A 14,756-nucleotide genomic window follows, 5' to 3' on the forward strand; every position below is an offset into this window, starting at 1 on the left:
AGCTTTCAGTTCGCACCGTGTTCCTTGGGGCCTCACCAGTCCATGACCACCTTGCCGGAATTGCCGCTCTTCATCGCTTCGAAGCCGGAGATGTAGTCGTCGATGCCGATGCGGTGGGTGATCAGGCCGCTGACATCGAGAGGACCCTGCACCAGCGCAATCATCTTGTACCAGGTCTCGAACATCTCGCGGCCGTAGATGCCCTTCAGATGCAGCATCTTGAAGATGACCTTGTTCCAGTCGATCTCGAAGCCGGTCGGCGCGATGCCGAGAATGGCGATCTTGCCGCCATTGTTCATGGTATCGATCATGTCGCGGAATGCCGGTGCGGCACCGGACATTTCAAGACCGACGTCAAAACCCTCGGTCATGCCGAGCGCCGGCATGATATCGCGCAGCTTTTCTTTCGAGGCGTCAACGACATGCTGGACGCCGAGCTTTTTTGCCAGTGCCAGGCGCACCGGGTTGATGTCGGTGATGACCACTTTTCGCGCGCCGACGCATTGCGCCACCAATGCGCCCATGATGCCGATCGGCCCGGCGCCGGTGACCAGCACGTCCTCGCCGACGAGGTCGAAAGATAGTGCGGTGTGAACCGCATTGCCCAGGGGATCGAAGATCGCGGCGATCTCGTCCGGCACGTCGTCGGGGATCGGCACGACATTGTGTTGCGGGATAGCCAGATATTCGCCGAAGGCGCCGGGGCGATTGACGCCGACGCCGAGCGTGTTGCGGCAAAGATGCCCTCTGCCCGCGCGGCAGTTGCGGCAATGGCCGCAGACGATGTGACCCTCGCCCGAAACGCGCTGGCCGACTTTGTATTCGGTCACCGCCGCGCCGAAATCGGCGACCGTACCAACGAATTCATGCCCGGTCACCATCGGCACCGGCACGGTCTTTTGCGCCCACTGGTCCCAATTGTAGATGTGGACGTCGGTGCCGCAGATCGCCGTCTTCCGGACCTTGATCAGCACGTCGTTGGGGCCGATCTCCGGCACCGGCACCTCTTCCATCCAGATGCCCGGCTCGGCCTTGGCCTTCACCAGCGCCTTCATCATGTTGGACATCAGACGCTCCTCAAAAATCTTGCCTGTCTGGACGGATCGGCTGCATCAGGCGGCCGCCTCCAGGATTTTCTTCAGCTGCAGCAAATCTCGATCGGTCGAGCGCCGGACGGCCTACGGGGCAACCAGACGGGAAAAGCCGGTTGGCGCGCCGCGGTTCGTGAGCGCCATATGGGTACGGCCTTCGCCAGCATCCCGCCACGCATAACTCGTTTCCATGGGAAACGGCCCTTCGGCGGTTCGCATTACAAGCCGTTCGCCCTGCACGAGCTCGACGATTTCGTAGGTGTAAACAAGCCGTCTTCCGAGGAACTGCGCCACAAATGCAATTCTCGATCCTGCCCGGGCCGGTCGGGGCGTTTTCCATTCCACCGATTGGATATTGACGTACCAGCGCGGAACGTTGTCCGGATCGGCGGAAAAGTCGGCGACGACCGCGCGTGGCCTGGCGATCTCGATCTTGCTCGTCACGTCGATCGTCATGGCCGGCTTCCTGCGATAGGGTCAACCGATTACACCCAGCTCTTTTCCGACGTCGCCAAATGCTGCCACGGCGCGGTCGATATCGGCGCTGGAATGGGCGGCAGACATCTGTGTGCGAATGCGCGCCTGGCCCTTCGGCACCACCGGGAAGCAGAAGCCGATGACATAGATGCCGCGCTGCAGCATGCGCGCTGCCATCTCCTGCGCCAGCGTCGCGTCGCCCAGCATCACCGGGATGATCGGATGGTCGGCGCCCGCCAGTGTAAAGCCGAGCCTGCCCATCTCGGAGCGAAACCGCGCTGCGTTCGCATATAGGCGCTGACGCGACGCATCGCCATTGCGGATCATCTCGAACACCCGGATCGAAGCGCCGGCGATCGCCGGCATCAGCGTGTTGGAAAACAGATACGGGCGCGAGCGCTGGCGCAGCCAGTCGACCACCTGCTTCCTGCCCGACGTGTAGCCGCCCGACGCGCCGCCCAACGCCTTGCCGAGCGTGCCGGTGATGATGTCCACCCCGCCCTCGACGCCACAATGTTCGGCCGAGCCACGGCCGTTCCTGCCGACGAAGCCAACAGCATGGCTGTCGTCGACCATGACCATCGCATCGTATTTGTCGGCGAGGTCGCAGACGCCCTTCAGATTGGCAATGATGCCATCCATCGAGAACACGCCGTCGGTGGCGATCAGCCGGAACCGACAGTCGCGCGCCTCTTTCAACCGCGCTTCGAGATCGGCCATGTCGTTGTTGGCGTAGCGGAAGCGCTTTGCCTTCGACAGCCGTACCCCGTCGATGATCGAGGCGTGGTTCAGCGCATCGGAGATGACCGCATCCTCTTCGCCGAGCAGCGTCTCGAACAGGCCGCCATTGGCGTCGAAGCAGGAGCCGTAGAGGATGGTGTCCTCCATGCGGAGGAAATCAGAAATGGTCGCCTCGAGCTGCTTGTGTTCTTCCTGCGTGCCGCAGATGAAGCGCACCGACGCCATACCGTAGCCGTAGCGGTCGAGCGCCTGCTTGGCCGCCTCGCGCAGTTCGGCGCTGTCGGCGAGGCCGAGATAATTATTGGCGCAGAAATTCAGCACCTTCTCGCCGCCCACCTCGATCTCGGCCGATTGGGTCGAGGTTATCACCCGCTCGGATTTATAGAGGCCTGCCGATTTCAGCCCTTCAAGCTCGCTTTCGATGTGGGAGAGGAATGCTGCGGTCATGATCAGGCCCTGTTGAGATCGATGAGGACTGTCGCGCCGCGCGGACGAAAAATCCATCGCAAAAGCGACCGCTTCCGTGGCACGACATGGCACGGTAGCGGTAACGACGTTCAAATGCGGAGGTGCCGCGAAAGACCGCGATAACCATTTTGCGGGTTTCCCGCCACGGTCGCCGCCGCCGACCTGCTGCCGTCCCAAACCTTTAACACTTTGAAGCCAAAGGTTGTCGCACAAGAATTCGTTGGCGAGAGGGCCGCATCAGAAAATGTCGCAGCAGCCGGCGCACGCCGTTTCAGGCAGGCTCATACTCCTGATCAAGTCCGGCTACTGGCTGGCTCTGCTGATCATCGCCGCCATGGTCGTGGCCTCCTTCATCCTGCTGCAACAGGTGATGGCGACCCAACGGCACAATCAGGCGCTGCTCGATATCGTCAGCACACAAAAAGCCCTGTCGCAGCGCATCGTCTTCCTTGCCGGCGCGACCGGTACCGCCTCACGCGACCAGCAGCCGGCCCTGATTAGCGCGCTCAAGCAAGCGACGGTAGAGTTCGAGAAGAACTACGATCTGCTGCTCGAGCGGACCGCCGCCGATCCGGCGTCGCCGGCAAGGTTCGATCCCAAATCGATCGAGAGCGTGCTTTTCGCCAAGCCGTTCCATCTCGACTATTTCTCGGTCGGGCTTATCGCCAACGGCGAACGCCTGATCTCGTCATTCGAATCGCGGCTCAACATGGCCGGCAATGGTGGCTACAAAGGTGGAGAGGAGCGCGTCAACCTGAACGCTTCCGTTGCCAACGCAACATTGTCGGGCTATGCCGCACTTGGCCAGCGCATCAGCGCCTTTGCAGACCAGCGATCCGAAACACTTCTCGAGCTTAACCGCACATTGTTCTACTCGACCATCGGCGTCATCGTGCTGGTGGCGCTTTTCATTTTCAGGCCGATGTCGAATGCTATCTTGCGCAGGACGCGCGAGCTGGTCGATGCGCGCAATTCCATGGCCTTTATTGCCGTGCATGACGGGCTGACCGGCCTGCACAACCGCACATTCCTGACCGAGCATTTCGATACGCTGATCAATGCCGCGCAGCGACGGCGTGAACGGGTTGCCGTGGTGCAGTTCGATCTCGACCGGTTCAAGCAGATCAACGACACGTTCGGCCACGCCGCCGGCGATTATGTGCTGGTGGCGGCTGCGCAACGCATGCGTGATTCGTGCCGGACGTCGGATCTAAACGTGCGTCTCGGTGGCGACGAATTTGTTGTGGTCCTCAACGACGCCGGCAGCACCGAGGACATCGATACCGTCGCCAGGCGCATCCTGACCAAGCTCAACAAGCCGATCGTCTTTCGAGGCACGACGATCCATCCGGGCGTAAGTGCGGGGGTTGTGGTCTATCCTGTCGACGCCGACAATGCGCAGGATCTGCTCGTCCATGCCGATCTGGCGCTGTATTCAGCCAAGAAGCAGGGCGGCGGCAGTTTGTCGTTCTTCTCCGATGAGCTGAGGCGCGAACTCGATTATCGCAAGCAGCTCGAGCTGGATATCAGGACCGCCATTTCGGAGAAGGCGTTCGAGGTCTATTTCCAGCCGCAGGTGTCGCTGTCGGACGGCGCCATCAGTGGCATCGAGGCTCTGGTTCGCTGGAGACATGCCGAGCGCGGCATGATCGCGCCGGGCGAGTTCATTCCGGTCGCGGAAAAATGTGGCCTGATGCCCGAGATCGGCCGCATCGTCATTGCCAAGGCGATCAACGAAGCAGCCGAATGGAACCGCGCAGGCATCGGCTTCGGCCGGATCGCCGTCAACGTGTCCGGTTCGGAGCTGCGCGAGACAGATTTCGAAGTCTTCCTGTTCGGGACGCTGGAAAGGACCGGCCTGCCCGCGCACAAACTATCGCTGGAGATCGTCGAATCCGTCATTCTCGACGATGAGAAGACCGGTATCGCGGCAAAGCTGCGGCACATCCGCGCCGCCGGCATCCATCTTGAGCTCGATGATTTCGGCACCGGCTACGCATCGCTCAGCCATGTCAATCCAAACGAGATCGACCGGCTGAAGATCGACCGCCGTTTCGTCCAGAACATCAACGAGAACAGCGGCAACACCAAGATCGTGCGTGCCCTCACCGAGCTCGCCCGCGGTCTCGGCATCTCGATCGTTGCCGAGGGCGCCGAAACCGAAGCCGAGCTCGACTCGCTGATGGCTATCGGCTGCGACCAGGTGCAAGGATATTCCATCGCTTTCCCGATGCCGCCGGACAGCGTGCGCGAATGGCTGCTGGCACGGGCGCCCAAGAAGGCCAGGCTGACGGTGCTGCAGGGCTGCCGGGCGTAGATCCGTCATGGCCCGGCCTTGCGAACCGACCTGATGGGCCGAGGCGGAAGGTCATCCTCATCACCGGGAAATGCTGCCAGCAATTGTCCAAAGCTGGGCACACGCGCCAGTCTTTCGTAGTCCTGGAACGACAGAATGACCGCCTGCTTGCGGCCACGCCGGGTGATGACGGCCGGTTCTCCCGCGACGACCTGATCGAGCACCGCCGAGAGTGTGGCCCTGGCATCCTTCAGCGAAATTTCGCGCGTGGCGTCTTCCTAGCCTAATTTCTAGCTCTCGACATTGGCCCGCAGCGCGGCCAGCACCTGTGCAAACTCTGCCAGCCTGTCGTCGGAGAGTCCTTTCCGCAGCCGTTTGTCGAAGGCTAACGCGGCGGTGCGCAATTTCAGGAACAACGCCTCTCCGGCCTGGGTCAGCTCCACCTGGTGAACCCGGCGATTCTCAGGATCGCGGCGCCGCATCAGCAGGCCTTGCGTCTCCATGGCGTTGAGGTGGTGGGTCAGCGTTGCGCCCCGAATGCCGATCATGCCGGCGAGCTCGCGTTGGTTGGCCAGCTCCCGCGACTTGACCGACAGCAACGTGACCCAGACCGGCAGCGTGCCGCCGGCCTCGACCAAAGCAGCGTCGAAAGCCTGCGCAACCAGCTTGGCGGTGCGCGCGAGATTCATCCCGATCGGCGGGCGGTCAAAGGGCGTCATGATCCGACACTAGAACAAGGGCAAAGCCTATGGAACCGGCTCGAGCCTATGCGTTGACATCTAATCATTTGATATCTATCAATATGCCTGGCGGTGGGCAAGAGAGGAAATGCGGTCATGCAATATGTCTACATCATCGTCCTCGGCCTTCACGTCATGGCGGGTGTGTTCTGGGCCGGCACCACCATCGCGGTTGCCCGCGAACCGGAGATCAGGGCGGAACGTTTCTTCCGGCCGCAAATGCGCGCGGCCGGCGTGGTTTTCCTCACGGGTTTGCTGCTGTGGTATTTCTTCCACAACGGCTCTTTCGGCTCGATGGAAAAAGTCCTGGCGCTCGGCATCTTGACTGCCTTGATTGCCGCCGGGGTTCAGGGCGCACTGGTGGGTTCCGCCAGCAGGCAGTTGGCCGGCGCTGATGCGGCCAAGCAAACCCAGTTGCGCGCCAAGATGACAAAAGGCGAACGCATCGCCGGCGGCCTGCTGGTCATCACCGTGTTCTGCATGGCCACCGCCAGGATGTTTTGAACGTCCTGCCGCAATCGCAAGATCGTACGGTGCCCGGCGATGGCCGGCGGCGTGCGCGGCGCGCAGCCCGGACCAAAGTACCGTGGTGGCTCTCCGTACGGAGGTTCGGCTGCGCGCCACCAATCAATCCAAAATATTCCTCAGATCCGCAAGCCGAACCTGATGCCGTCATAGATTGCGGCATGGATGTTACGCGAGGCAACTGCGTCGCCGATGCGGAAGAGCACGAAGCCACTTTGCGGATTGCGCACGGGAAAGATGTCGCCGCCATTGACCAGTTTTTCGTAATCGATCGCGCCGGCGTTCTTCGACAGCGGCTTCAGCGCCAGATAGAGATCGTCGAGCGGCAGCGTGCCATGCTCGACCACCACCTGGTCGACGCGCCGCTCGCCGCGCCAGCCATCGGCGAAGTCGGAGGCGAGCTCGGCGATCAGCTGGTTGCCTTCGCGCCGCACAGAACGTAGCCGTGTGTTTATGGTCACCGTGACACCCTTTTCCTGGAAGGCGCGCATGTAGGGCACATGATTCATGCCGCCCATTTCCGGGGCGAAGAAGCGCTCTGGTGAAACCAGCTCCAGCCTGGCGCCGCTATTGGCGATAAGTTCGGCGGCACCCATGCCCTGATGGCCGCCATTGTCGTCATAGAGCAGCACGTTCTCGGCCGGCTTGACGCTGCCGGCCATGATGTCCCAGCTCGAGGTGACGAGATCGTCGCCCGCCGTCAGAGGCGGGTTCTGCGGCAGGCCGCCGGTGGCGATCACCACCACGTCGGGCGACAGCGCCAGCACGTCGTCCTTGTCCGCCCAGGTATCGTAGCGGATCTCGACACCGAGCCGGTCGAGTTCGGCCAGACGCCAGTCGATGATGCCGATCAATTCCTTGCGGCGCGGGTTTTGGGTTGCCAGCCGCACCTGGCCGCCGGCCTGGCTCGATGCTTCCAGCACCGTCACCTGGTGCCCACGTTCGGCGGCGACCCGCGCCGCCTCCAGTCCGCCGGCGCCGGCGCCGACCACGATCACCTTCCGCTTTGGTCCCTGGGTCCTCGGAATAATATGCGGTATCGACGCCTCGCGGCCCGTCGCCGCATTGTGGATGCACAGCGCCTCGCCGCCCTCATAGATGCGGTCGAGGCAATAGGTGGCGCCGACGCAAGGCCGGATCTCGTGCTCGCGGCCCTCCATCACTTTTCTGACGATATGCGGGTCGGCAATGTGGGCACGCGTCATGCCGACCATGTCGAGCTTGCCGGTGGCGATGGCGTGACGCGCGGTGGCGACGTCGGAAATCCGCGCCGCATGGAAGGTCGGGAATCTCGTCGCCGCCCTGATCTCGCCGGCAAAGTCGAGATGCGGCGACGACCGCATGCCGGTCACCGGGATGACCTTGGTCAGCGCGGCATCGGTCTCGATCGAGCCACGGATGATGTTGAGGAAATCGACCTTGCCGGATCCGGCCAGCCGCCTGGCGATTTCGACGCCCTCCTGTTTCGACAGGCCTTTCTCGAAATCCTCGTCGGCGACCATGCGGATGCCGACGACGAACTTTTCGCCGACCGCGGCACGCACCGCGTCGAGCACCATTCCGGTGAAGCGCAAGCGGTTGTCGAGCGAGCCGCCGAAATCATCGTCGCGCTGGTTGGTGGCCGGCGACCAGAAGCCGTCCATCAGGTGGCCGTAGGCCTCGAATTCGATGCCGTCGAGGCCGGCAGCCTGGCAGCGCTGGGCGGCAGCGGCATAGTCGGCGACGATGCGCTCGATGTCCCAGTCCTCGATAGTCTTGGGAAAGGCGCGATGGGCCGGTTCGCGCACCGGCGAAGCCGACAGGACGGGCAGCCAGTCGGCCTTGTTCCAACCGGTGCGGCGGCCGAGATGGGTGATCTGTATCATCACCTTGCAATCGTGCTCGTGGCAGGCGTCGGTCAGCTCAGCGAGCCAAGGCACGATGCGGTCGTCATAGACATGCAGATTGCCGAAGGCGGCCGGGCTGTCGCGCGAGACGATCGCCGAACCGGCGGTCATGGTCAGCGCCATGCCGCCCTTGGCCTTTTCGGCATGGTAGAGCCGGTAGCGTTCCTTCGGCATGCCATCCTCGGAATAGGCCGGCTCATGGCTGGTCGACATCACCCGGTTCTTCAGCGTCAGGTGCTTGAGCCGATAGGGCTGGAGGAGCGGGTCGTTGCTAGTCATCGTCTTCCTGCTGTTTCAAATTGTGCTAATGAGCGGCAAATTTTTGTTTTTACGCATGTCGCTGTCCCAAAATCGCTGCGCAGTTTGGGCGACATGCAGCAAGGAACCTGCTCATGACCGATACGAAAAACCTCACCCAGCTCGGCACCAACGTCGAGGCGCCACAGAGCCCTGAAGCGGCAGTCCTGGAAACCGTGCCGTTTTCGCGCGGCGACGGCCCGCCGGCCATCGTTCGCTTCACCTGCCCGGAATTCACGTCGCTCTGCCCCGTCACCGGCCAGCCGGACTTCGCCCATATCGTCATCGATTACGCACCCGATGCGTTGCTGGTGGAATCGAAGTCGCTCAAGCTGTTCATGACCTCGTTTCGCAACCATGGCGCCTTCCACGAAGAATGCACCGTCATGATCGGCCGCCGCATCATCGCCGCGACCAAGCCATTGTGGTTGCGCATCGGCGGCTACTGGTATCCGCGCGGCGGCATTCCGATCGACGTGTTCTGGCAAACCGGCGCGCCGCCGGAAGGTGTGTGGCTGCCCGACACCGGCGTCGCCCCCTATCGCGGGCGCGGGTAAGCCTGAGTTACTACGAAGAAAATGTTGCATCAGTTGAGCGGCAGCCGCCGGTAACGCCCGGGATTGTTCGGATCGCTGAAATGGTGCATCGGCCCATGTTCGGCGAAGTGTGCTGACCAGCGTTTCATGGCGGCAGGGTCAAGCTCGACGCCCAGCCCGTCATCCTCCGGCACGCGCACCGTATTGCCGGTCTGCCGGAAAGGACCATCCTCGATGACATCGCCGATCTGCCAGCGAAACAGCGACTGCGATGCTTCGGTGATCCACGGTGTCGCCGCCACGACGTGCAAATAAGCCGATGTCATGATGCCGAGATCGTTCGAATAGCACCAGAACCCCTTGCCCATCGCCTCACAGGCGGCGATGAATTTCAGAGTTTTCGACAATCCGCCGAGTGCTGCGAAATTGCAGACGAAGTAATCCGGCGCACCGAGCGCGACTGCCCGCCTGAGATCCGGGATGTGCGTGGAGAACGGAATGCGCGAATGCTGGCGCAGCGCCGCCATCTCCTCGAAGGTCGCGACCGGATCCTCGTAATTGCGGATGTTGAACGGCTCGATCTCGCGCAGTACCCAGCGCGCTGTGGTTAGCGACCACTGCATGTTGGAATCGAGTTTGATCTGCGCCTTGTCGCCAAGCGCCTCGCGCAGCATGCGCACTGTCCTGATCTCGAGCTCGGGATCGCCCATTATCAGCTTGCCCTCGAAGATCGTCGAGCCGTGCTGTTCTCGCATGCCGAGACAGTAGTCGACGATCGCTTCGGCGGTCATCTCGCCGCCGGCTCCGCCTTGAGCGGGGCGAAAGGCGAAATATTCCGAAAACGGAATGTCCTTGCGCACCGCGCCGCCGAGCAGCTTATAGAGCGGCATACCGAAGACCTTGCCTCTTATATCCCACAGCGCCAGTTCGACGGCGCCGAACGCCACCGTGGCTGCGTTCTCGCCGGTGTTGGCGGTGATCTGCCAGGGCGGCACACAGCGCGCCTCGCAGTCGGCGATGTCGAGCGGATCGGCGCCAATCAGCGCCGGCGCGATCTCGGCCTTGATCACCTCGCCGAAATGCCACCATGGCGCCTCGCCCAGTCCGATCACGCCTTCGTCCGTCTCGACCTCGATGATCGATTTCGAGGCGCCGCCGTAGAGACCAGCGGTCCACCAGAACGGAGCATCGAGCGGGACGTTGACGTGGGTGACGCGGATGTTGGTGATCTTCATCGGTTCCGTTCTCACTCACACTGGTATTGGCTTAGCGCCCATTCGCCGGTCACCGAGAGCAGGTCCGATATTTTCCAGTCGCCGTCGACTTTCCTGAATTTCCACTCCAGCCGGTGCGGGTTGCCGGCGACGACGAACGCGACGACCACCTTGGCCTCGTCGCCGTTGATCGCTTCGATGGTCTTCAGGCTTTTGTCGATCTCCGCCTTGTCGTATTCGGAATTGTCGAGCGCCATGTTGGGATCGAGGCACTCGCCCTGCCCCGACTTCCGCAGCGCGTCGCTCTTGTCCAGCACCGACTTTGCCGGGTCGGTGAAATGGCCCCGCTGAGCCGGATCGACCTCGAGCCCGGCATGCTCGTAGAACGGCTTCACCACCGCGGTCGGCGAGCCCGGCTGCACGGGTGCAGTCGGCGCGTTTTCTGCCGGCGGCAACACTGCCGGCGGAGGTGGCGCACTGTCGGCCGGAGCGTTTGCGGGCGGCGCGCCGAACAGGCCCTGAGCGGCGGCGCTGCTCAATCCGGCCAGCAGGCACGCAGTCGCCAAAAGCCAGGGACGGCAGCGCAGCACGGCATCACTCCGGCGACTGCCCGGCCAGGCATTCGAGCGCACTCAGCGTCCAGCCGCTGGTCTTCGAGGTGATGTCGGCGACCTTCCACTGGCCGTCGATCTTCTTCAACGACCAGACCATTTCGCGTTTGGAATCATGCCCTTCCGGAAAAAGGTTGAAGGTCGCTGTCACCTCGGCGCTGTCGCCATCCAGCGTTTCGGCCAGCGTCAGCGTCTTGGCCACGGTCTTTTCGTCATAGTCCTGCGCATCGAGACCAGGGGCGAAGTCGATGCAGGGAACTTCATCCGGATGGTTCTTTGCCGCATTGTCGTTCAGTTCGAACAGTTTCGTCACCGGTGCGGTGAAGCGGTCGCGATATTGCGCATCGGCCTCGAATTTGACCGACGGGACATAAAAGAACTTCACGGCATTGGCAGCAGGGCCGGCAAACGCGGCCGCCGGCAAGGCCATCGAAAGCGCGGCAACAAAAAGTGGCAGTTTCATGCGTGTCCCCGATTGTTCACTGACGGAAGCTATCAGTACCACGCATCTTGCCCGTCGGCTTTCTTGCGGTCCATGAAATCCTGCAACGCGTCCTCTGCTGGCAACTCAGGCGTTCAGCCAGACGTTCTGGAGATCCATCTCGAAGGTTTGGTGCACACCGTAGTTCTTCACCTTCTCGTTCATGTGGCTGAACAGCTTCTGCCAAAACGGCTGAATGATGACGCCCGAATCCTGCAGGATCTGCTCGATGTCCTTCATGACCTCGCGGCGCTTCTCGACGTCGATGAGCGAGAGAGCCTGCTTGAGCCTGGCGTCGAAATCAGGGTTCGAGTAGCCGGTTTCGTTCCAGGCCTCGCCGGTGCGATAGCCGAGCGCCAACACCTGGACGCCAAGCGGGCGCATGTACCAGATGGTCATGGAATAAGGATATTTCGTCCAGTCGTTCCAGAAGGTCGAACCCGGCAGCACCGTGCGTTTCACTTTGATCCCGGCATCGCGCAACTGGCCGGCAATCGCGTCGCCGGTGTTCTTTTGCCAATCGTCCTCGACGGTGATCAGTTCGTGCTCGAAGTCGGCCTGCCCGGCCTCCGCCATCAGCTTCTTGGCGCCCACGGCGTCGCGTGTCTTCTTGGGCAGCGCGTAGTATTCCGGATGAATCGGGCTGACGTGGTGATTTTCACCGACGGTGCCTCGCCCGGCATAGCCAAGTTCGAGCACCGCATTGTTGTCGACGGCCATCTGGAGGGCGTTGCGGACCCGCTTGTCATCGTAGGGTTTGTGCGTGATGTTGGTGCGGGCAACGAGCGTGGTCGCTGTCGCGACCTCCGATTTCACCAGCCCCATCTTGTCGAGGATGTCTATGAAGTCGGCAGGCGTCTCGAAGTTGAGATCGATTTCGCCGGAGTCGAATGCGTTTATCGACGCATTGAAATCGGTTCCGTAGTCGATGAATTCGACGCCGTCGAGAAGCGCTTCACCGCCCCACCATTTACCATTTTCGCGACGCTTGACGACCGCTTTCTGGCCGACCGCATACGACACCAGTTCGAACGGCCCGGTGCCAATCGGCTTCTCGATCGGATTGGCGCCGTCGGCGTCGAAGTTGCGATGGACCACCAGCGCCGGATAGTCGGTGAAGTTCGGGATCAGCGAGATGTCCGGTTCGTTCAGCTTCAGCCTCACCGTGTTGTCGTCGACCTTGGTGATCGCTCCTTCCCTGGCCTTGCCGGTCTTTGCATCAATCAGCGCACCAACGCGCGCGGCCATCGAATTGCCGGCGGCAGCCTTCTCGCACCAGCGCGTCAGATTGTAGACCACATCTTCGGCGCTAAAAGCATCGCCGTTGTTCCAGGCGATGCCCTTGCGAACATGCAGCACATATTCGGTGGCGTCGTCGTTGACCTCCCAGCTTTCGAGCAGAACCGGCTCGAATGTGAACTGGCGGGTGTAGCGGACAAGCGGCTCCAGCCAGCAGCGTGAAATGTTCGCAAGTTCCACCCAGTCGTAGGTGCGCGGATCCTTCTGTGCCTTTACCGACATCGAAACGTGCAGCGTGCCGCCTTTCTTCGGCTCTTCAGCCAAGGCCCGTTCTGGCACGGCAAGACCGATCATGCCGTAGGCAAGGGCCGTCGATGCTCCGAAGGCGCTTGCCAGCGCCAGAAACTCGCGTCGGTCGACACGACCTGCACGAGCCTCGCTGGCCATCGCTTCGATGGCGCTCGGTACGCGATCGCCGTTGCTTCTGAAGAGTGTCATTTTTTCCTCCGTTATGGTTCCCATCGGGTCTTCGCCCGTTATCAACTAACGCTGTCCGGCAGTTTCTCCTCGCGCCGCGCAATCAAATCTTTGAGGCCATCGGCGATGCCCTCATCGAGCTTCGGCTCCTCGTAATCGGCGAGCATGTTGCGCGCTTTCTCGCGGCCGCGGGTGTCGTGGTCCTTTGCTCCTTCTGCCTTCCACTGTTCGAACGAATTGAAGTCCATGATGCTCGGTATGAAGAAGGCGGACTCGAAATGTTCGAGCGTGTGCTGGGTGCCGAGGAAATGGCCCTGCGGTCCGACCTCGCGGATAGCCGCCATAGCCTCCTTGAAATCGTCGAATGGCAGCCCGCCAGCATATTTGTACCAGCCGACAAGCTGCTCGCAGTCGGTGGCAAATTTCGAATAGCCGCAGGTCAGGCCGGCCTCGAGCCAACCGGCGGAGTGCCAGATGTAGTTGGCGCCGGCAAGGATGGCGGCATGCATCAGCATGTTCGCCTCGTAGCCCGCCTGGGCGTCGTTCAGCTTCGAGCCGACATGGAAACCGGACGTGCGCCACGGCAGCCGATACTTCCGCGCCAGCGCGCCCATGAGATACATCATCTGGGCCGCCTCCGGCGTGCCGCCCATGGGAGCGCCGGTCTTCATGTCGACCGTCACCATGAACTGTCCGTAGATCTGCGGCGAACCCGGACGCAACAGCTGTGTGAACGCGACGCCCGCCAGCGCTTCGGCGTTGACCTGCGCGACCGCACCGACGGCAGAGGCCGAAGTCGAGGCGCCGCAAAGGGCGAAGGGCGCGAGGATCAGCGGCTGGTTGTGGCGCGCATAGACTTTCATCGCGTCCAGCATGGTGGCATCCCAGACCAGCGGCGAATTGCAGTTGGTGATCGCAACCAGCACCGGGTTGTCGCGGACATAGTCCTCGCCGAACACGATGCCCGCCATCGCCATCGTGTCTTCGGCTCGATCCCTGGACGTCACGATACCCATGAACGGCTTGTCGGAGTGCTTCAGCGCCGAATGGATGATGTGGAGGTGACGTTTCGGCACTGGAATTTCCATCGGCTCGCAGATGATCGAGCTCGACGAGTGCAGCGCCGGCGCCATGTAAGCGAGCTTGTGGAAATTGTTGAGGTCGGCGAGTGTGCCGTAGCGCCTGTTGTTGTCGAGGTCGCGCACGTAAGGCGCGCCATACATCGGCACGAAGATGGAGTTGTTGCCACCCACACGTACGGAACGCTGGGGATTCCTCGCATTGAGCGTAAACTCCGACGGGACCTTCGAGATGAGCTCCATCAGCAGGGCGCGGTCTATGCGGACCCTTGTCTCGGAGACATCGGCGCCCGCTGCCTTCCACAGTGCGATCGCCTCGTCGTCGCGGAACTCGCATCCCACCTCTTCGAGGATGCTGAGCGATTCCTGGTGGATCAGCTCCACCGCCTCGTCCGGGACCATCTGATACACCGGAATCTTGCGAACCAGGGTCGGAAATGACGCAACGGGTGCGCCTCGCAGCGCCTTGCGCCCCAGGCGGCCACCCGCGCGACGATTGGTATGTTCGCTCACTTCAACGGCCGGTGCGTTCATGGAGGCTCCATCTTCCTGTCTCGACCAATCTAGCCAGACAAAATGCAGCTGTGACGCTGGAAAA

The 14,756-nt window shown here is 61.9% G+C and carries 14 protein-coding genes; 3 read left to right on the forward strand and 11 right to left on the reverse strand.

The window, feature by feature from the left end; genetic code table 11:
• Window positions 1–32 precede the first annotated feature (32 nt).
• From tdh to NKH98_RS21180, 3 genes are all read right to left on the reverse strand, one after another.
• On the reverse strand, window positions 33–1,067 hold the full coding sequence (gene tdh / locus NKH98_RS21170; RefSeq protein WP_352650321.1) for an L-threonine 3-dehydrogenase: 1,035 nt from the start codon (window positions 1,065–1,067) through the stop codon (window positions 33–35).
• A gap of 111 nt (window positions 1,068–1,178) precedes the next feature.
• Window positions 1,179–1,547, reverse strand: a complete 369-nt coding sequence (locus tag NKH98_RS21175; RefSeq protein ID WP_352901314.1) for an SRPBCC family protein — start codon at window positions 1,545–1,547, stop codon at window positions 1,179–1,181.
• A gap of 21 nt (window positions 1,548–1,568) precedes the next feature.
• The gene (locus tag NKH98_RS21180; RefSeq protein ID WP_352901317.1) at window positions 1,569–2,756 is read right to left on the reverse strand and encodes a glycine C-acetyltransferase; all 1,188 of its coding nucleotides are present in this window, start codon (window positions 2,754–2,756) and stop codon (window positions 1,569–1,571) included.
• A 265-nt stretch (window positions 2,757–3,021) separates the two neighbouring features.
• On the opposite strand from NKH98_RS21180, the gene NKH98_RS21185 reads away from it, so the two are divergent.
• Window positions 3,022–5,094, forward strand: a complete 2,073-nt coding sequence (locus tag NKH98_RS21185; RefSeq protein WP_352901320.1) for a putative bifunctional diguanylate cyclase/phosphodiesterase — start codon at window positions 3,022–3,024, stop codon at window positions 5,092–5,094.
• 5 nt (window positions 5,095–5,099) lie between these two features.
• Here NKH98_RS21185 and NKH98_RS21190 read toward each other — a convergent pair whose 3' ends face one another.
• Both NKH98_RS21190 and NKH98_RS21195 read right to left on the reverse strand, forming a co-directional pair.
• Window positions 5,100–5,333: a type II toxin-antitoxin system Phd/YefM family antitoxin gene (locus tag NKH98_RS21190; RefSeq protein WP_352901475.1), complete on the reverse strand. Its 234-nt coding sequence runs from the start codon at window positions 5,331–5,333 to the stop codon at window positions 5,100–5,102.
• Between the two features lie 30 nt (window positions 5,334–5,363).
• Window positions 5,364–5,792, reverse strand: a complete 429-nt coding sequence (locus NKH98_RS21195) for a MarR family winged helix-turn-helix transcriptional regulator (RefSeq protein WP_352650328.1) — start codon at window positions 5,790–5,792, stop codon at window positions 5,364–5,366.
• A 117-nt stretch (window positions 5,793–5,909) separates the two neighbouring features.
• On the opposite strand from NKH98_RS21195, the gene NKH98_RS21200 reads away from it, so the two are divergent.
• The gene (locus NKH98_RS21200) at window positions 5,910–6,317 is read left to right on the forward strand and encodes a hypothetical protein (protein WP_352901324.1); all 408 of its coding nucleotides are present in this window, start codon (window positions 5,910–5,912) and stop codon (window positions 6,315–6,317) included.
• Window positions 6,318–6,457: 140 nt separating this feature from the next.
• Here the strand turns inward: NKH98_RS21200 and NKH98_RS21205 are convergent, their stop codons facing one another.
• Window positions 6,458–8,503, reverse strand: a complete 2,046-nt coding sequence (locus NKH98_RS21205) for an oxidoreductase (protein WP_352901327.1) — start codon at window positions 8,501–8,503, stop codon at window positions 6,458–6,460.
• 113 nt (window positions 8,504–8,616) lie between these two features.
• Between NKH98_RS21205 and queF the strand changes: the two genes are divergently transcribed.
• On the forward strand, window positions 8,617–9,078 hold the full coding sequence (gene queF, locus NKH98_RS21210) for a preQ(1) synthase (RefSeq protein WP_023674394.1): 462 nt from the start codon (window positions 8,617–8,619) through the stop codon (window positions 9,076–9,078).
• A gap of 29 nt (window positions 9,079–9,107) precedes the next feature.
• Here queF and NKH98_RS21215 read toward each other — a convergent pair whose 3' ends face one another.
• From NKH98_RS21215 to NKH98_RS21235, 5 genes are all read right to left on the reverse strand, one after another.
• A complete protein-coding gene (locus tag NKH98_RS21215; protein ID WP_352901330.1) occupies window positions 9,108–10,292 on the reverse strand; it encodes a mandelate racemase/muconate lactonizing enzyme family protein in 1,185 nt (394 codons plus the stop codon).
• 11 nt (window positions 10,293–10,303) lie between these two features.
• Window positions 10,304–10,861 (reverse strand): hypothetical protein, encoded by a 558-nt coding sequence (locus NKH98_RS21220; protein ID WP_502894287.1) that lies wholly within the window; start codon window positions 10,859–10,861, stop codon window positions 10,304–10,306.
• A 4-nt stretch (window positions 10,862–10,865) separates the two neighbouring features.
• Entirely contained in the window at window positions 10,866–11,345 is a 480-nt protein-coding gene (locus NKH98_RS21225) for a DUF3828 domain-containing protein (protein ID WP_352901332.1), read from the reverse strand.
• 105 nt (window positions 11,346–11,450) lie between these two features.
• Window positions 11,451–13,100: an ABC transporter substrate-binding protein gene (locus NKH98_RS21230; RefSeq protein ID WP_352901334.1), complete on the reverse strand. Its 1,650-nt coding sequence runs from the start codon at window positions 13,098–13,100 to the stop codon at window positions 11,451–11,453.
• A gap of 41 nt (window positions 13,101–13,141) precedes the next feature.
• Window positions 13,142–14,692, reverse strand: a complete 1,551-nt coding sequence (locus NKH98_RS21235; protein WP_254817465.1) for a trimethylamine methyltransferase family protein — start codon at window positions 14,690–14,692, stop codon at window positions 13,142–13,144.
• Window positions 14,693–14,756: the final 64 nt, after the last annotated feature.

This window comes from Mesorhizobium sp. M0833, from assembly GCF_040319905.1.
GTDB lineage: Bacteria > Pseudomonadota > Alphaproteobacteria > Rhizobiales > Rhizobiaceae > Mesorhizobium.